The following is a 16602-nucleotide window of genomic DNA, read 5'->3' as shown; positions in this document are numbered from 1 at the left end:
GGGGCGTCCTGCCTATACTGTCCCGGGGGCGGGTATCCGCCCCGAACATGGGGGAGTGGCATTGGGTCTGATTCTGACGATTCTTCTGGCGTTCGTGCTGAGCATCTTCGGCGCCGGGTATCTGACCGGACGGGCCGTCACCCGACGCCGCGCCGCGCGCGACCAGCGGACCGGCGGATCGTTGGCCTCGGCGTACGACCAGGGGTATCGCCGTGGTGCGTCCGACGCCGCGTCGCCGACGGGAACCGTACCGGTCCCGGACCACGAGCCGTCGGCCCACGCCGTCGCGGCGCCACAGCCCCCGGCCCCGCACCCCTCCGATGCTCCCGGCGGAACGACGGGCCCGCCGGCCTGGAGCGCGGGAGCCCTGGCCTCTGCCGCCGCAACGCGTCCCGCGACGACCTCCGCCGGACGCGCCGTCCCGCCCGACCATGCCCCGGGCGCGTATACCCCCGTGGCTCCGGCAGCGGAGGAACACGCCGTCCCGCCCGACCACGCCCCGGGCACGTATACCCCCGTAGCTCCGACACCGGAGGAACGCGCCGCACAGCGGGCCGCCCGCGACCTCCGCACCATCAATATCGCGTTGTACTCCGCCAGTCTGCTGCTGGTCGCCGCCGGCGGTCTGTTCATCGGCGCTGCCGTGCCCGGCGCCGCCAGGGCCGCGACGATCGTCGTCGTCGTCGCACTCTTCTACGTCAGCGGCCTCGTCCTGTACACGCGGCTGCCGCGCCTCCAGCCGGCTGCGGTGGCCTTCACGGGCACCGGACTCGCCCTGCTGCCGGTGGCCGGGCTGCTCTTCGGGGTCCTCACCGGCCAGGGTCCCCTCGCCTGGTTCGCCACGGCACTCATCGGCACCGCCGCCTACCTCGTGGCCGCCGTCCGGCTGCAGAGCCGCGTGGTCGCCTTCCTCACGCTGCCGTTCTTCCTCTCGATCGCCCTGTCCTCGGTATCACTGCTCGGTGGCGCCCTCGTCTGGTACTTCACGTCTTCGATCGGCGTGGCCGCACTCCTGGCAGGGCTGCTGCGCCTCGCTCCACGATGGCTGCCCGACGTCGTCTCCCGGGCCGTGGTGGACACGCACCGGTTCCTGGCGCCGGCGGCCCTCGTGGCATCCCTGCTGCTCGGTGATCTGCTGGGTGAGGCGGACCGTGCCCAGCTGTGGATCGTCGCCACCGCCTACTATGCGGCGCTGGTGGCGTTCTTCGACGTTCGCAGGATCCAGCATTTCTACGCCCTGCGGCTCGTCGTGAGCATCGCCACCGTGCTCACCGCGTGGGCCGCGGACAGTTCGGCCGGATGGGGATCCCTCCTCCTCGCCGGGTGTCTCGCGCTCCAGATCGCCGGTCTCCTCGCCGTCCCGGGCAGGGCCCGGATGTTCCTCGACGGCCCGCGCCCACCCGTGGCCGACGGCCCGGGCGTCGTTCCGCGCCGCAACTCCCTCTACTCCATCGACATCCTCGCGACCTTCGCGATCCTGTCCCTCGCCGCGGGCGCAGCCGTGCTCACCTCCATCCGCCCGATGGTCACCGGATCGGAGCCGGACGCCCTGCTGCCGATGCTCCTCGTGCTGGTCACGGGCATGGGAGTCGCCGTGCGGTGCGGCGGAATGCTCGAGCTGCTCGTTCTCCCGGGAGTGCTCCTCAGCGCGATGACCCGCTGGGAGGACCCCTGGCGCACGGAGACGGTCCTCGCACTGACAATCGGCTACCTGCTCGCGCGGGCGGTGCGCTCGACCGGCCGGCGGCGGGAACGCTTCGTGCTGGCCGCGCGGGGAGCCCTGACCGCCCTGGCGCCGATCGCCGTGCTCGTCCACCTGCAGCCTCCACTGGTGCCGCCCCGACAGATCGGGGAGTTCGCCGGACTCGCCCTCCTGATGGCCCTCTCGGCGAATCAGCTCGTCGAGGTCCTCCGATGGCGTCGACGGTCCCCGAGCGTGTACAGCACCTGGGTGGTCTGCGGGGCGAGCGGGCTATCGCTCGCGTCGGCCGTGGCCCTGGCCTCCGGCGCGGAGACCTCCACCATCGCGGCGGTCGGTCTCTGGATCTGTGTCGTGGCGGGCTGCACGACGTCCCTGGTGCTGCCCCTCGCGGAGGCGACCCCGCACGTCCCGCCCGCCGCGGGTACGCACGACCCCGCGACGCCCGCGGCGACGGGGCCGGCGGACGTCGTGCGTGGCGGCCCCCTCCGGCAGGCCTCGGCGGGTGGGGTGCACAGGGCGGGTGCGCCGGCTGTGCCGGGTGCCCTGATCGAGGCGATCGGCCCCGCCTCGCTCGCGGTGGCGGCGGTAGCGGGGGTCGGCGCCGATTTCGGCTTCCGCTCCTACGAGGTGCTGCTGGTGGTCGCCGTCGCCTACGGCGCCCTCATGGCCCGGCGCGCACACGACACCCTGCGCCGCGGCGCGTACCTGCTGGCCGTCCAGCTGTCCGTCACCACACTCACCGCGACGGTCTCCGCGGACCTCGACCTGTCGGTGCACGCGGTGTTCGCGGTGATGGCCGTGAGCGTCGCGCTGCAGGAACTCGTGCGGGTGGTCCTGCGCTCGAGGTTCCGCCGGGTGGGGCTGCAGGGATCGTCGGCCTGGCTGAGCATCGGCCTGCTCGCCACCCTGCCCCTGGCCTATCCGGTGTTCGGCGACCCCGACGTGCAGCTCGACGTGATCGCCCTGCACCTGATCCTGCTCGGCGTCGTGTCCGCCGTCCTGTTCCTGGTCCAGCGCAAGGACGGCACCGCCTACCCGGCGCTGTACGCGGGCGCCGCGCTCATCGCAGTCCTCTCCGCGGACCTCGGCTTCGAACGGGCAGGGTACCTGCCCGTGGCGCCCCTGCCCGAGCCGGTCGCCGCACTCATCGCCGTGGCCTGCGCGGTCGCGCTCGTGGTGGTGCGCGCCCGCTCCTCCGCCGCTCGTCTCCGGATGCCGAGCCGGGTCGGGGTCGGGCTGTTCGGCGTCGAATCGATCCTCTTCGCCTTCACGGACGGGGCCGGCTGGGACCGTGTGGTGGTCACCGCGGCAGTCGCCGCAATCTGCTTCACCCTGGCGCAGCGCGAGGCGGTTGCTGGGCTGGACGCCGGGGGAGCGGTGGCCGTCATCGTCGCCGCGACAGCCTTCGTCGACCAGGTGGACCGGGTTACCGGTGCGGCGCTCGGGCCCGATGCGATGCGTCTCCTGGGCGGTGCGGTGCTGGCCGCCGCGCTCCTCCAGCTCGCCAGGGTGTTCCTGCCGGGCGAGGACGAGGACGAACTGCGGTACCGGATCCTGGGCGGGATGGCACTCGGCTGGACGGCGGGAGCCGCCGTCCTCGCGATGCCCGCGGACGGCACGGCCGTCGCCGGCTCGGCAGTCCTCGCGGCCGTGGCGGTCCTCGGGGCGTGGGAGGTCCGGGCCCGCATCCGGCCCCTGTACTGCGAGGCGGCCTTCCTCGTCGTCGTCCTGTCCGCGCAGCGCGTCGCCTGGCTCATCCTCGACGGGATCGTGTTCTTCTGGGCTGCGCAGTGGGGGGTCATCTCCCTGGCCCTGCTCTCCGCCTGGTCCTTCACGCGCGGTGCTCCGCGCAGGGGCCCCCTCTGGCTCGCAGCGTCGGCGGCCGTCCTCTCGGCGACCGGACTCATGACCGTGGCAGGCGGCACCACGGAGGCTCGGATCTGGGCCCTCTGCGGCCATGTGGCACTCCTCGCAGCGGGTGTCGCCCTGTCACGACGCCTGTTCAGCCTCTGGGGTGCCGTCGGCATCGCACTTGCACTGCTCTGGTTCCTGCGGGGCTTCACGTTCCTGCTGCTGACGGTCGCGGCGCTGCTGCTGCTGGCCTTCGCGGTCTGGAAACTCAACCGCCAGGGGCAGGGCCCAGCGACCGGCGCGCACGCCGGTCCCGGCAGTCCCGGTGATCTGCCCCGCAGCGGACCCAGGGTCTCGGTGGTCGTCGGGGACACCGAGGCCGACGGCGCCCGCCCGCCCCTTTCCGGCACGTACCCGCCGGCCGGTGCGGGCGTTGGAGACACGCTGCAGCAGGCAGCTCCGGATCAGGGGACCGAGGCTCCGCACGATCCCGGTGCCGTCCCGCGTCCCGGGCAGTGAACCCCGTCGACCGGTGGTGCTGCCCGCGGGGACGGATCCGGCGGGAGCCCCGGTCGATGAGTGGTGCGGAACGGTCGCTCCCGACGACCGGTCGGCAGGAGGACCCGACGCCCCGGCGTCAGCACTCCCGCGCGCCGGCGGTCACGCCAGGGGCTGGTGCAGGCAGAGGATGTTCCCCTCCGTGTCGGTGAACCACGCCGCCCGCATGTGGTCGTCCTCCGCGATGTGGTCCACGGTCCTCAGGCCCGGGAGGTCGTAGTCCTCGAAGGTGACGCCGTTCCGTTCGAGCGATGCGATCTCGGCGGTGAGGTCCTCGACCTCGAAGCTGAGTTCGGTGTTGCCCGAGGGACTGCCGTCCGGCTTCAGCATCAGCTCGATGCCGTTGTGCCCGTCCTCGCTGAAGAGGAAGCTCCCCTCGTGCCATGCCTTGTCGGCCTGGAGACCGAGGGTGTTCTCGTAGAAGCTCCTGGCCCGATCGAGATCCCGCACGGGCAGGATGGTCGTGGCCCTGTTGGCGCTGATCATGGCAACTCTCCTTCGTCCTGATGGGGCCAATAGTTTAAGCTCCCCGCGCCCGGTTTGACCGGGCCCGTCGCAGCTTTCCGGCACACGGACCGCCAACGGCGGGAGGGGACTCGTGGTCGGGCGTGATCAGCAGGAGTCGTGCGGGTCACGCCTCCGGGGCCCGGACCGGTTCGCAATCGCGCAGGGGATCTGCGACACTAGATAAGTTGTTCAAGCGCCAGCGCGCGCGGTCTGAGACTTCATCCCGGTCGGGATAATGCCCGATGCAGGGATCAGGTCCGCCGACACGCGTGGCCCAAATAAAGTCCACCCCGTCCGGCTCGTCCGGAATCAGCGGACCGTGTGTGTCCAGACTGTGTTCGATGTTCTGCACAGCGCGACACGCCCGAGCGCGGGGGTCGGAGCCCGGCAGGGTGAGGAACCCGGATCCATCCGGATTCAGTCTGTTCGGGAGGCGTCGCACAACGGACGCAGGAAATGTACGTACGTACCGGAACTGCCCAGGCAGTTATGTAGAGAGAGAGTCGAGACGCCATGGCGGGACAAAAAATCCGCATCCGGCTGAAGTCATATGACCACGAGGTCATCGATGTTTCAGCCCGGAAGATCGTTGAGACGGTGACGCGCGCAGGCGCAACGGTTGTGGGCCCTGTGCCCCTGCCCACGGAGAAGAACGTTTTCGTTGTCATCCGGTCCCCGCACAAGTACAAGGACAGCCGTGAGCACTTCGAAATGCGTACTCACAAGCGTCTTATCGACATCATTGATCCCACGCCCAAGGCCGTCGATTCGCTGATGCGTCTCGACCTGCCTGCGGACGTGAACATCGAAATCAAGCTGTAAGGGAGAGCGGATACATATGTCTACTTCACTTACGCGCCAGGTCAAGGGACTGCTGGGCGTCAAGCTCGGCATGACCCAGGTCTGGGACGAGAACAACATCCTCATCCCCGTCACCGTCGTCCAGGCAGACTCGAACGTCATCACGCAGCTCCTCAGCGAGGACAAGGACGGCTACACCGCCGTGCAGATCGGCTTCGGCCAGATCGATCCCCGCAAGGTCACCAAGCCGCTCGCCGGTCACTTCGACAAGGCCGGCGTCACGCCGCGCCGTCACGTCGTCGAGCTGCGTACCTCCGACGCCGACTCCTACTCGCTCGGCCAGGAACTCTCCGTCGAGATGTTCGAAGCCGGCCAGACGGTCGACGTCATCGGCACCACCAAGGGCAAGGGCTTCGCCGGCGTCATGAAGCGCCACGGTTTCCACGGTGTGGGAGCCTCGCACGGTGCCCACAAGAACCACCGCAAGCCCGGTTCCATCGGTGGAGCATCCACCCCCAGCCGCGTCTTCCGTGGAATGAAAATGGCAGGCCGCATGGGCGCCGTTCGTCAGACCACGCTGAACCTCCGGGTTCACGCTGTCGACGCCGAGAAGTCGCTGCTGCTGATCAAGGGTGCCGTCCCCGGCGCCCGCGGCCAGGTCGTCCTCGTACGCACCGCCGTGAAGGGAGCATAGCCAAATGGCTGCCAACACTGTAAAGGTCGATCTCCCCGCGGAGATCTTCGACGCGCAGACCAACGTGCCGTTGCTGCACCAGGTCGTCGTCGCCCAGCTTGCTGCCGCCCGCCAGGGTACGCACAAGACCAAGACCCGCGCCGAGGTCAGTGGCGCAGGCCGCAAGCCGTTCAAGCAGAAGGGAACCGGTCGTGCCCGCCAGGGTTCGATCCGCGCCCCCCACATGACCGGTGGTGGCGTCGTCCACGGGCCCACGCCCCGCGACTACAGCCAGCGCACCCCCAAGAAGATGAAGGCCGCCGCCCTGCGCGGAGCCCTCTCGGACCGGGCACGCAACGGCCGTATCCACGTCCTCGAGTCCCTGGTCGCCGGCGGCAAGCCGTCGACCAAGGGTGCGATCGACACCCTGCGCGCGATCTCCGAGCGGCCCCGCCTGCTCGTGATCATCGAGCGTGCCAACGACGTCGCAGCACTCTCGGTGCGCAACGTGCCCGAGGTACACGTCCTCTACGTAGACCAGCTCAACACGTACGACGTGCTGGTCTCCGACGACGTGATCTTCACCAAGGCCGCCTACGACCAGTTCGTCGGCACGGCTGATGTCATCACCGAGGAGGATGCCAAGTGAGCGGCACCATCGCAAAGGATCCGCGCGACGTCGTCATTGCACCCGTCGTCTCGGAGAAGAGCTACGGACTGATCGACGAAGGCAAGTACACCTTCCTGGTCGACCCGCGCTCGAACAAGGAAGAAATCAAGCTGGCGGTCGAGAAGATCTTCTCCGTGAAGGTCGACTCCATCAACACCATCAACCGGGTTGGCAAGCGCAAGCGCACCAAGTTCGGCTGGGGCCAGCGCAAGGGCACCAAGCGTGCCATCGTGTCCCTCAAAGAGGGCTCGATCGACATCTTCGGCGGTCCGCTCTCCTAGAGCGGAGACCACTTTAACGAGGAATTGAGTTATGGGAATCCGTAAATACAAGCCGACAACCCCGGGCCGTCGTGGCTCGAGCGTTGCCGACTTCGCTGAAATCACACGGTCGACGCCGGAAAAGTCGTTGGTCCGCCCCCTTCCCAAGAAGGGTGGACGTAACAACACCGGTAAGATCACGACCCGCCACAAGGGCGGTGGACACAAGCGTCAGTACCGCCTGATCGACTTCCGCCGCCACGACAAGGACGGCGTCGACGCCCGCGTTGCCGAGATCGAATACGATCCCAACCGCACCGCGCGCATCGCCCTCCTGCACTACGTCGACGGCACCAAGCGCTACATCATCGCGCCGAACAAGCTCAAGCAGGGCGACTTCGTCGAGGCCGGTGCCGGGGCCGACATCAAGCCCGGCAACAACCTGCCGCTGCGCAACGTCCCCGTGGGTACCGTCATCCACGCCGTCGAGCTCCGCCCAGGCGGCGGCGCGAAGATGGCGCGCTCCGCCGGTGCGTCGGTCCAGCTCGTCGCCAAGGAAGGCCGCTTCGCCCAGCTGCGACTGCCCTCCGGTGAGATCCGCAACGTCGACGTCCGCTGCCGCGCGACGGTCGGCGAGGTCGGCAACGCCGAGCAGTCGAACATCAACTGGGGCAAGGCCGGCCGCAGCCGCTGGAAGGGCATCCGCCCGACCGTGCGTGGTGTCGCCATGAACCCGGTCGACCACCCGCACGGTGGTGGCGAGGGCAAGACCTCCGGTGGACGCCACCCGGTCAACCCCAACGGCAAGGCCGAAGGCCGCACCCGTCGCCCCAACAAAGAGAGCGACTCACTCATCGTGCGTCGCCGTCGTTCCGGCAAGAACAAGCGATAGGAGCCTGGAGACATGCCACGCAGCCTGAAGAAAGGCCCCTTCGTCGATCAGCACCTTTACGTAAAGGTCGCTCGCGAGAACGAATCGGGCACGAAGAACGTCATCAAGACGTGGTCCCGCCGCTCCATGATCGTCCCCGACATGCTCGGGCACACGATCGCGGTGCACGACGGGCGCAAGCACATCCCGGTGTTTGTCACCGAGTCGATGGTCGGGCACAAGCTCGGCGAATTCGCTCCCACGCGGACCTTCCGCGGCCATGTTAAGGACGACCGCAAGGGCAAGCGCCGCTAGGCGCTGCTCTTACGGCTAAGACGAGAGAAGGAAAGCAATGGAAGCCAAGGCTATTGCGCGTCATATCCGCGTAACGCCTATGAAGGCCCGGCGCGTCGTCAACCTTGTTCGTGGTAAGCAGGCGAATGAGGCTCTGGCTATTCTGAAGTTTGCCCCACAGGTTGCTTCGGAGCCGGTTTTCAAGGTGGTTCAGTCAGCGATGGCCAACGCCCGCGTTCGCGCGGACCGTGACGGCGTCGCGTTCGACGAGGACAACCTCATCATCAGCGAAGCATTCGTTGATGAAGGCCCCACGATGAAGCGGTTCCGTCCGCGAGCCCAGGGCCGCGCGTTCCGCATCAACAAGCGGACCAGCCACATCACGGTTGTCGTCGCTACCCCTGAGAAAGTGGAGGTCCGCTAAGTGGGACAGAAAGTAAACCCGCACGGGTTCCGACTCGGTATCACCACCGACCACCGGTCACACTGGTTCGCCGACAGCAACAAGCCCGGCCAGCGCTACCGTGACTTCGTCCGCGAGGACATCAAGATCCGTCAGCTGATGTCGACCGGCATGGACCGCGCCGGCATCGCCAAGGTCGAGATCGAGCGCACCAGGGACCGTGTCCGCGTGGACATCCACACGGCACGCCCCGGCATCGTCATCGGTCGTCGCGGAGCAGAAGCGGACCGCATCCGCGGCGAGCTCGAGAAGCTCACGGGCAAGCAGGTCCAGCTGAACATCCTCGAGGTCAAGAACCCCGAGATCGAGGCACAGCTTGTAGCCCAGGGCATCGCCGAACAGCTCTCCTCCCGCGTGGCGTTCCGCCGCGCCATGAAGAAGGCCATGCAGTCCGCACAGCGTGCCGGCGCCAAGGGCATCCGTGTCCAGTGCTCCGGTCGCCTGGGTGGCGCCGAAATGAGCCGCTCGGAGTTCTACCGCGAGGGACGCGTCCCCCTGCACACGCTCCGCGCCAACATCGACTACGGCTTCTTCGAAGCGAAGACCACCTTCGGCCGCATCGGCGTGAAGGTCTGGATCTACAAGGGTGACGTCACGGCGAAGGAACTCGCAGCCCAGGCTGCCGCAGCTCCCTCCCGTGGCCGTGGTGGAGACCGTCCGGGCCGCGGCCCCGCCGGTGCCGACCGCGGAGGCGACCGTCGTCGTCGCGCGCCTGAGCGCTCCGAGGGCCAGGGTGCGTCAGCACCCGCCGAGACCGCCGCAGCCCCCGCTGCGACTGAAGGAGGACAGGCCTAAATGCTTATCCCACGTCGAGTCAGGTTCCGTAAGCAGCACCACCCGGGTCGCTCGGGCGCTGCTACGGGCGGTACCGAGGTCAGCTTCGGCGAGTGGGGTATCCAGGCTCTGAGCCCGGCATACGTCACCAACCGGCAGATCGAGTCCGCTCGTATCGCCATGACCCGCCACATCAAGCGTGGCGGCAAGGTCTGGATCAACATCTATCCGGACCGCCCGTTGACCAAGAAGCCTGCCGAGACCCGCATGGGTTCCGGTAAGGGTTCGCCCGAGTGGTGGGTGGCCAACGTCAAGCCGGGACGGGTTCTCTTCGAACTGTCCGGCGTTTCCGAAGAGGTAGCCCGCGAAGCCCTGCGCCTCGCGATCCACAAGCTGCCGTTGAAGGCACGCATCGTGCGTCGTGAGGGTGGTGAATAGTTATGGCTCTGGGTTCAAAGGAACTGGCAACAGACCAGCTGGATGGCTTCGATAAGGACCGTCTGGTGGAAGAACTGCGCAAGGCCAAGGAGGAGCTGTTCAACCTCCGTTTCCAGTCGGCCACCGGCCAGCTCGAAAGCCACGGTCGTCTTCGTTCGGTCAAGCGCGACATCGCACGCATCTACACGGTGCTGCGTGAGCGTGAACTGGGTCTCCGTCCCGAGGTCGTCGCTCCCGTCGAGGAAGCGAAGCCCGCGAAGGCGGACAAGCCCAAGAAAGCCAAGAAGGCCTCCGCGAAGGATGCACCTTCCGCGGACACCGAGGCTTCTGAGGAGGACGCCAAATGAGTGAGCAGCAGAGCGAAACGACCGTAGGAACCGAGAAGGCCGTCCACGACGCCAACTCGCGCGGGTATCGCAAGGTACGCCGTGGCTACGTCGTCTCCGACAAGATGGAAAAGACGATCGTCGTCGAGGTCGAGGACCGCGTGAAGCACGCCCTGTACGGCAAGGTGCTTCGCCGCAGCTCCAAGGTCAAGGTGCACGACGAGCAGAACAGCGCCGGCATCGGCGACATGGTCCTGATCAGCGAGACCCGTCCGCTGTCCGCCACCAAGCGGTGGCGCCTGGTGGAGATCATCGAGAAGGCCAAGTAACACCCGCAACACACAGGGGCCGGCCCGGTCGGCCCCGCACCGGATGCCCCGGACGCGATTTCGCGTCCGGGGCATCTTCGCGATACGATAAGAATCTTGTCTGTCTGGTGGGCTGGCGCATGCCCTCACGAGGTCTCCTCACGGGTTCCCCGGGGTTGCCTTCACACCGGGCAAATAGGCAAAAGCCCGATAATCTTGTTCGCCATGATCCACCATGCCGGAGATCCGGCACGGCAGCGCGCCCCGGGCGCGCACACGGCGAGTACCAGTATTACGGGGCCCACCCATATCCGTTCCGCAAGGCTCGATGAGAGAACCGGCGCGACGACAGGAGTAATCAGTGATTCAGCAGGAGTCGCGGCTAAAGATCGCCGACAACACGGGGGCCAAGGAAATCTTGACCATCCGCGTTCTCGGTGGATCCGGGCGCCGCTACGCAGGCATCGGCGACGTCATCGTCGCCACCGTCAAGGACGCGATCCCCGGCGGCAACGTCAAGAAGGGCGACGTCGTCAAGGCGGTCATCGTCCGCACCAAGAAGGAACGCCGCCGCGCGGACGGTTCCTACATCAAGTTTGATGAGAACGCAGCAGTGATCCTGAAGAACGACGGCGACCCCCGCGGTACCCGTATCTTCGGCCCTGTCGGTCGCGAGCTCCGCGACAAGCGTTTCATGAAGATCATTTCGCTGGCGCCGGAGGTGCTGTAGTCCATGGCACAGAAGATTAAGCTCAAGATCAAGAAGGGTGACCTCGTCCAGGTCATCACCGGGGGCAAGCAGGAGCGCGGCGGAGACCGCGGCAAGCAGGGCAAGGTCCTCAAGGTGTTCCCGGAGTCCAACCGCGTCCTCGTGGAAGGCATCAACCGGATCACCAAGCACACCAAGGTCGGGCAGTCGCAGCGCGGCACCACGACCGGTGGCATCGAAGTCGTCGAGGCACCCGTGCACATCAGCAACGTGGCCGTCGTCGATCCCGAGACCAAGAAGCCGACCCGCGTCGGATACCGCACCGAGACCGTCGAGCGTGACGGCCGCGAGCGCGTGGTCCGCATCCGTGTCGCCAAGTCATCAGGGAAGGATCTGTAATGACTGTCGAAACCACAGAAGCCAAGGTTCTTCCCCGCCTGAAGGCGCGCTATGCGTCCGAGATCAAGGGCGCCCTGCAGGAAGAGTTCAGCTACGCCAACGTCAACCAGGTCCCGCGCCTGGTGAAGGTCGTCGTGAACATGGGTGTCGGTGACGCCGCCAAGGACTCCAAGCTGATCGACGGGGCCGTCAAGGACCTCACCGCGATCACGGGGCAGAAGCCCCAGGTCACGAAGGCCCGCAAGTCCATCGCGCAGTTCAAGCTGCGCGAAGGGATGCCCATCGGCGCCCACGCCACCCTCCGTGGCGACCGCATGTGGGAATTCACGGACCGCCTGGTCTCCCTCGCCCTGCCCCGTATCCGCGACTTCCGCGGCCTCAACGGCAAGCAGTTCGACGGCAACGGCAACTACACCTTCGGTCTCACGGAGCAGTCCATGTTCCACGAGATCGACCAGGACCGGATCGACCGTGTCCGCGGTATGGACATCACCGTCGTCACCACCGCCAAGACCGACGCCGAGGGCCGCGCGCTCCTCAAGGCGCTTGGCTTCCCGTTCAAATCCGAAGATTAATCTAACTACGTTGCAGGTCCGCTCCCGTAGGCACCCCGTGTGCCGACCGGAGTCCGGAAACCGTTTCGAGGAAGGGCAAGAGCCCACATGACAATGACAGATCCTGTCGCAGACATGCTCACGCGTCTGCGCAATGCAAACTCGGCTTACCACGACTCCGTGTCCATGCCGTACAGCAAGTTGAAGGCCCGCGTCGCGGACATCCTGAAGGCCGAGGGCTACATCGCCGGCTGGAAGGAAGAGGAAGCGGAGGTCGGCAAGAAGCTGACCATCGACCTCAAGTTCGGCCCGGACCGCCAGCGTTCCATCGCCGGCATCCGCCGTATCTCCAAGCCGGGTCTGCGCGTGTACGCGAAGTCCACGAACCTGCCCCACGTGCTTGGCGGCCTCGGCATCGCCATCCTGTCCACGTCCTCCGGTCTGCTCACGGACCGCCAGGCATCCAAGAAGGGTGTAGGTGGGGAAGTCCTCGCCTACGTCTGGTAACGGGAAAGGGAAAGAAACATGTCACGTATTGGACGTCTCCCCATCACCGTTCCTGCTGGTGTCGAGGTCAATGTCAGCGGTCAAGAGGTCTCCGTCAAGGGGCCGAAGGGCGAGCTGAGCCACACGGTGCCCAGCCCGATCGAGGTCTCCCTCGCTGAGGGAACCCTCACCGTCGGCCGCCCGAACGACGAGCGCGAATCGCGGTCGCTGCACGGCCTGACCCGCACCCTTGTCTCCAACATGATCGTCGGAGTCACCGAGGGCTACAAGAAGAACCTCGAGATCGTGGGTACGGGTTACCGTGTCCAGGCCAAGGGCAGCGACCTGGAGTTCGCTCTGGGCTACAGCCACCCGGTCGCCGTCAAGGCTCCCGAGGGCATCACGCTCACCGTCGACAGCCCTACCAAGCTCTCGGTCGCAGGCATCAACAAGCAGCAGGTCGGCGAGGTCGCTGCAACCATCCGCAAGCTGCGCAAGCCCGACCCGTACAAGGGCAAGGGCATCCGCTACGCAGGCGAGATCATCCGCCGCAAGGTCGGAAAGGCTGGTAAGTAACCATGGGTCTGAGCATCAACAAGAAGCGCAGCTCGAAGAGCAAGGCCGCCTCGCGCGGACGCCGCCACCTCCGTGTACGCAAGCGCGTCTCGGGCACGGCTGTCCGTCCCCGCCTGGTCGTCAACCGTTCGGCCCGCCACGTATTCGTGCAGGTCGTCGACGACACCAGGGGCGTGACCGTCGCATCAGCCTCCACCCTCGAAGCGGACCTCCGTGCATTCGACGGTGACAAGACCGCCAAGGCCAAGCGCGTCGGCGAGCTCGTCGCAGAGCGTGCCATGGCCGTCGGCGTCGAGGCAGTCGTCTTCGACCGCGGTGGCAACAAGTACCACGGTCGCGTTGCAGCAATCGCAGACGGCGCACGTGAAGGTGGGCTGGCACTGTGACCGAGGAGAACAAGGCAAAGGAAGCCCCATTGAATACGGCTACAGAGCAGCCCGCGGCCGAAGCTCCGGCCGCAGGCGCAACGGAGACCGCGTCGGCTGACGCCAACCGCGGCAACGCGCGCGGCAACGCCCGCGGCGGCGAGCGTGGCGGTAACAGCCGCGGCGGCGAGCGTGGCGGCCGAGGTGGCCGTGACGGTCGCGACGGCGGCCGCAACGACGACAAGGACAAGTTCATCGAACGCGTCGTCACCATCAACCGTGTTGCCAAGGTCGTCAAGGGCGGCCGCCGCTTCAGCTTCACCGCCCTCGTGGTGGTAGGCGACGGCAACGGCATGGTCGGTGTCGGCTACGGAAAGGCGAAGGAAGTCCCTTCGGCGATCCAGAAGGCCGTCGAGGAAGCCAAGAAGACGATGTTCCGCGTTCCGCGCATCGGTGGCACCGTCCCGCACCTGGTGCAGGGTGAGGCAGCCGCAGGCGTCGTTCTTCTCCGTCCCGCCTCCCCGGGTACCGGCGTCATCGCCGGCGGTCCGGTGCGTGCGGTCCTGGAATGCGTCGGCATCCACGACGTCCTCTCGAAGTCGCTCGGTTCCGCGAACGCCATCAACATCGTCCACGCGACCGTTGACGCGCTGAAGCGCCTCGAAGAGCCCCAGGCAGTCGCGGCACGCCGCGGCCTGCCCCTCGACGAGGTCGCATCCCACCAGATGCTGCGCGCGATCGCAGCTCAGAAGGCAGGTGCGTGATGACCGCGATCACCCCGAAGAAGGTGCGCGTGAGCTCCGCGAAGCTCTCGATCACCCAGATCAAGTCCGCTATCGGCGGCAAGCAGAACCAGCGCGACACGCTGCGGTCGCTCGGTCTTAAGCGGATCGGCCACACCGTGGTCCGTGAAGCCGATGCCGTCACCGTTGGCATGATCAACACGGTTCCGCACCTCTTGAAGGTTGAGGAGGCCAACTAATGGCAGACAAGAACATCGCGGCTCCGGCCGCGACCGAGGCAAAAGCAGAGCGCGTCCACGCCCTGAAGGTCCACCACCTGCGTCCCGCACCCGGAGCCAAGACGGCGAAGACCCGTGTCGGCCGTGGTGAGGGTTCGAAGGGTAAGACCGCGGGTCGTGGTACCAAGGGAACCGCAGCGCGCTACCAGGTGAAGGCAGGATTTGCCGGCGGCCAGCTGCCGCTGCACATGCGCCTTCCCAAGCTGCGCGGCTTCAAGAACCCGTTCCGCGTCGAGTTCCAGGTCGTGAACCTGGACAAGCTCTCCGAGCTCTACCCCGATGGCGGCGACGTCACGGTGGAGAGCCTGGTGGCCAACGGGGCCGTCCGCAAGAACCAGCCCGTCAAGGTGCTGGGGACCGGCGACATCACGGTGGCCGTGAACGTGTCGGCTGACGCCTTCTCCGCATCCGCTGCAGAGAAGATCGCCGCCGCAGGCGGAACCGTCACCGAACTGTAGGTCGTCCGCCGACCCCTCCACCGGCACCGCCGCGGAGGGGTCGGCTGTGATATACGGCATCAAGGAACTAGACTTCTGGTGGGCAGGGCTGGATCAGCCCACCAGGAGTCTTTTTTCGGCTTACGCCACCCACCACCCGCGGGACGTCCCGCATCCATGACCAACCGTTAGACTCGGTTGTTGTGCGGTCCGCGACAGGACCAACAGACCTTCAGGAGGACGCTTGCTAAGCGCTATTGGCCGGGCATTCCGGACGCCAGACTTGCGGCGCAAGCTGTTGTTCACGCTGGGAATCATCACCATCTTCCGCCTCGGGGCGTTCATCCCCGCTCCAGGCGTCGACTACGGCAACGTCCAGGAGTGCCTGGCCCTCGGGAACACCGAGGGCGGTCTGTACCAGTTCGTGAACCTCTTCAGTGGGGGAGCGCTGCTCCAGGTCTCGATCTTCGCCCTGGGCATCATGCCGTACATCACCGCGAGCATCATCACGCAGCTCCTGCGCGTGGTCATCCCCCGCTTCCAGGAGCTGCACCAGGAGGGCGCACAGGGCCAGTCACAGCTGACCCAGTACACGCGCTACCTGACGATCGCCCTGGGCCTCCTCAATGCGACCACCCTCGTCTCCCTGGCCCGGTCCGGCGCGCTGCTCGGCAACTGCCCGGTGCCCATCATCCCGGACGACTCCCTGATCACCATCCTGCTGCTGATCATCACGCTGACCGCGGGGACCGGCCTCATCATGTGGATGGGCGAGCTCATCACCGAGCGCGGCGTCGGCAACGGCATGTCGCTGCTCATCTTCACCGCGATCGCCGCCGGCTTCCCCACCTCGCTCGGCGAGATCTTCCGCACCCAGGGCGCCATGGTCTTCTCCTTCGTCCTGCTGATGGGTGTCGTCGTCGTCGCGCTCGTGATCTTCGTGGAGCAGTCGCAGCGCCGCATCCCGGTCCAGTACGCCAAGCGCATGGTCGGGCGCCGCACCCTCGGCGGCAGCAGCACCTACATCCCGATCAAGGTCAACATGGCCGGCGTCATCCCCGTGATCTTCGCGTCGTCGATGCTGTACCTGCCCAGCCTGATCGCGCAGTTCAACACCCCCCAGGACGGCAGCGCGCCGGCCGGGTGGGTCAACTGGATCTCCACCTACCTGACCAGCGGCGACCACCCGCTGTACATGGCGATGTACTTCCTGCTGATCGTCTTCTTCACCTACTTCTACGTCGCGATCACCTTCAACCCGGACGAGGTGTCCGAGAACATGAAGAAGTACGGCGGCTTCATCCCGGGCATCCGGGCTGGACGCCCCACCGCGGAGTACCTGCAGTACGTGCTCTCGCGCATCACACTGCCGGGCGCCATCTACCTCGGGCTCGTGGCACTGATCCCGCTGATCGCCCTCGTGGCCATCGGCGCCAACCAGAACTTCCCCTTCGGCGGCACCTCGATCCTGATCATGGTGGGCGTGGGCCTCGAGACGGTGAAGCAGATCGACGCTCAGCTCCAGCAGCGTCACTACGAAGGGTTGTTGCGTTGACGAG

23 protein-coding genes are annotated in these 16602 nt (G+C 66.8%); 22 read left to right on the top strand and 1 reads right to left on the bottom strand.

The features are described from left to right. Positions 1-55 precede the first annotated feature (55 nt). Positions 56-4072: a hypothetical protein gene (locus tag MWM45_RS13690; protein ID WP_247826915.1), complete on the top strand. Its 4017-nt coding sequence runs from the start codon at positions 56-58 to the stop codon at positions 4070-4072. Between the two features lie 141 nt (positions 4073-4213). On the opposite strand, the gene MWM45_RS13685 is transcribed toward MWM45_RS13690, so the two are convergent. After that, positions 4214-4597, bottom strand: a complete 384-nt coding sequence (locus MWM45_RS13685) for a VOC family protein (RefSeq protein ID WP_247826914.1) — start codon at positions 4595-4597, stop codon at positions 4214-4216. A 534-nt stretch (positions 4598-5131) separates the two neighbouring features. On the opposite strand from MWM45_RS13685, the gene rpsJ reads away from it, so the two are divergent. The 21 genes from rpsJ to secY all read left to right on the top strand — a co-directional run bounded on the left by rpsJ (position 5132) and on the right by secY (position 16598). Continuing rightward, complete coding sequence (gene rpsJ, locus MWM45_RS13680) at positions 5132-5440, top strand: 30S ribosomal protein S10 (RefSeq protein WP_026531952.1); 309 nt, start codon at positions 5132-5134, stop codon at positions 5438-5440. A gap of 16 nt (positions 5441-5456) precedes the next feature. Then, positions 5457-6113, top strand: a complete 657-nt coding sequence (gene rplC, locus MWM45_RS13675; protein WP_247826913.1) for a 50S ribosomal protein L3 — start codon at positions 5457-5459, stop codon at positions 6111-6113. A 4-nt stretch (positions 6114-6117) separates the two neighbouring features. Next, positions 6118-6741 carry a 50S ribosomal protein L4 gene (gene rplD / locus MWM45_RS13670; RefSeq protein WP_043440612.1) on the top strand — a complete coding sequence of 208 codons (624 nt, stop codon included), beginning with the start codon at positions 6118-6120 and terminating at the stop codon, positions 6739-6741. Then, entirely contained in the window at positions 6738-7043 is a 306-nt protein-coding gene (gene rplW, locus MWM45_RS13665) for a 50S ribosomal protein L23 (RefSeq protein WP_026531955.1), read from the top strand. The genes rplD and rplW overlap by 4 nt, the downstream gene beginning before the upstream one ends. 31 nt (positions 7044-7074) lie before the next feature. After that, positions 7075-7914 carry a 50S ribosomal protein L2 gene (gene rplB, locus MWM45_RS13660; RefSeq protein WP_247826912.1) on the top strand — a complete coding sequence of 280 codons (840 nt, stop codon included), beginning with the start codon at positions 7075-7077 and terminating at the stop codon, positions 7912-7914. A gap of 12 nt (positions 7915-7926) precedes the next feature. Continuing rightward, positions 7927-8208, top strand: a complete 282-nt coding sequence (gene rpsS, locus MWM45_RS13655; protein WP_026549122.1) for a 30S ribosomal protein S19 — start codon at positions 7927-7929, stop codon at positions 8206-8208. 37 nt (positions 8209-8245) lie between these two features. Then, positions 8246-8611 (top strand): 50S ribosomal protein L22, encoded by a 366-nt coding sequence (gene rplV / locus MWM45_RS13650; RefSeq protein WP_043440620.1) that lies wholly within the window; start codon positions 8246-8248, stop codon positions 8609-8611. After that, positions 8612-9445, top strand: coding sequence for a 30S ribosomal protein S3 (gene rpsC / locus MWM45_RS13645; protein ID WP_043440623.1), 834 nt, complete (start codon positions 8612-8614; stop codon positions 9443-9445). Continuing rightward, positions 9446-9862 carry a 50S ribosomal protein L16 gene (gene rplP / locus MWM45_RS13640; RefSeq protein ID WP_043440626.1) on the top strand — a complete coding sequence of 139 codons (417 nt, stop codon included), beginning with the start codon at positions 9446-9448 and terminating at the stop codon, positions 9860-9862. A 2-nt stretch (positions 9863-9864) separates the two neighbouring features. Then, on the top strand, positions 9865-10209 hold the full coding sequence (rpmC, locus tag MWM45_RS13635) for a 50S ribosomal protein L29 (RefSeq protein WP_043440628.1): 345 nt from the start codon (positions 9865-9867) through the stop codon (positions 10207-10209). Next, positions 10206-10517 carry a 30S ribosomal protein S17 gene (gene rpsQ, locus MWM45_RS13630; RefSeq protein ID WP_043440630.1) on the top strand — a complete coding sequence of 104 codons (312 nt, stop codon included), beginning with the start codon at positions 10206-10208 and terminating at the stop codon, positions 10515-10517. Before rpmC ends, rpsQ begins: the two co-directional genes overlap by 4 nt. A 340-nt stretch (positions 10518-10857) precedes the next feature. Beyond that, positions 10858-11226 carry a 50S ribosomal protein L14 gene (gene rplN, locus MWM45_RS13625; RefSeq protein WP_026549116.1) on the top strand — a complete coding sequence of 123 codons (369 nt, stop codon included), beginning with the start codon at positions 10858-10860 and terminating at the stop codon, positions 11224-11226. Between the two features lie 3 nt (positions 11227-11229). Then, positions 11230-11604: a 50S ribosomal protein L24 gene (gene rplX, locus MWM45_RS13620; protein WP_043440633.1), complete on the top strand. Its 375-nt coding sequence runs from the start codon at positions 11230-11232 to the stop codon at positions 11602-11604. Further along, complete coding sequence (rplE, locus tag MWM45_RS13615) at positions 11604-12179, top strand: 50S ribosomal protein L5 (protein ID WP_043440635.1); 576 nt, start codon at positions 11604-11606, stop codon at positions 12177-12179. Before rplX ends, rplE begins: the two co-directional genes overlap by 1 nt. An 87-nt stretch (positions 12180-12266) precedes the next feature. Then, a complete protein-coding gene (gene rpsH / locus MWM45_RS13610) occupies positions 12267-12665 on the top strand; it encodes a 30S ribosomal protein S8 (RefSeq protein WP_043440638.1) in 399 nt (132 codons plus the stop codon). A gap of 18 nt (positions 12666-12683) precedes the next feature. Next, entirely contained in the window at positions 12684-13220 is a 537-nt protein-coding gene (gene rplF / locus MWM45_RS13605) for a 50S ribosomal protein L6 (RefSeq protein ID WP_247826911.1), read from the top strand. A 2-nt stretch (positions 13221-13222) separates the two neighbouring features. Then, positions 13223-13606: a 50S ribosomal protein L18 gene (gene rplR / locus MWM45_RS13600; RefSeq protein WP_104166369.1), complete on the top strand. Its 384-nt coding sequence runs from the start codon at positions 13223-13225 to the stop codon at positions 13604-13606. 29 nt (positions 13607-13635) lie between these two features. Continuing rightward, a complete protein-coding gene (gene rpsE / locus MWM45_RS13595; RefSeq protein WP_247829237.1) occupies positions 13636-14349 on the top strand; it encodes a 30S ribosomal protein S5 in 714 nt (237 codons plus the stop codon). Continuing rightward, a complete protein-coding gene (rpmD, locus tag MWM45_RS13590) occupies positions 14349-14567 on the top strand; it encodes a 50S ribosomal protein L30 (RefSeq protein WP_043440646.1) in 219 nt (72 codons plus the stop codon). The genes rpsE and rpmD overlap by 1 nt, the downstream gene beginning before the upstream one ends. Then, positions 14567-15064, top strand: a complete 498-nt coding sequence (rplO, locus tag MWM45_RS13585) for a 50S ribosomal protein L15 (protein ID WP_247826910.1) — start codon at positions 14567-14569, stop codon at positions 15062-15064. The genes rpmD and rplO overlap by 1 nt, the downstream gene beginning before the upstream one ends. Positions 15065-15287: 223 nt before the next feature. Further along, positions 15288-16598 (top strand): preprotein translocase subunit SecY, encoded by a 1311-nt coding sequence (gene secY, locus MWM45_RS13580; protein ID WP_247826909.1) that lies wholly within the window; start codon positions 15288-15290, stop codon positions 16596-16598. The last annotated feature ends 4 nt before the right edge of the window (positions 16599-16602 follow it).

This window comes from Arthrobacter antioxidans (assembly GCF_023100725.1).
Lineage (GTDB): Bacteria > Actinomycetota > Actinomycetes > Actinomycetales > Micrococcaceae > Arthrobacter_D > Arthrobacter_D antioxidans.
Note: the sequence above shows the minus strand (reverse complement) of the source record. Positions and strands in the feature narration are given on the sequence as shown.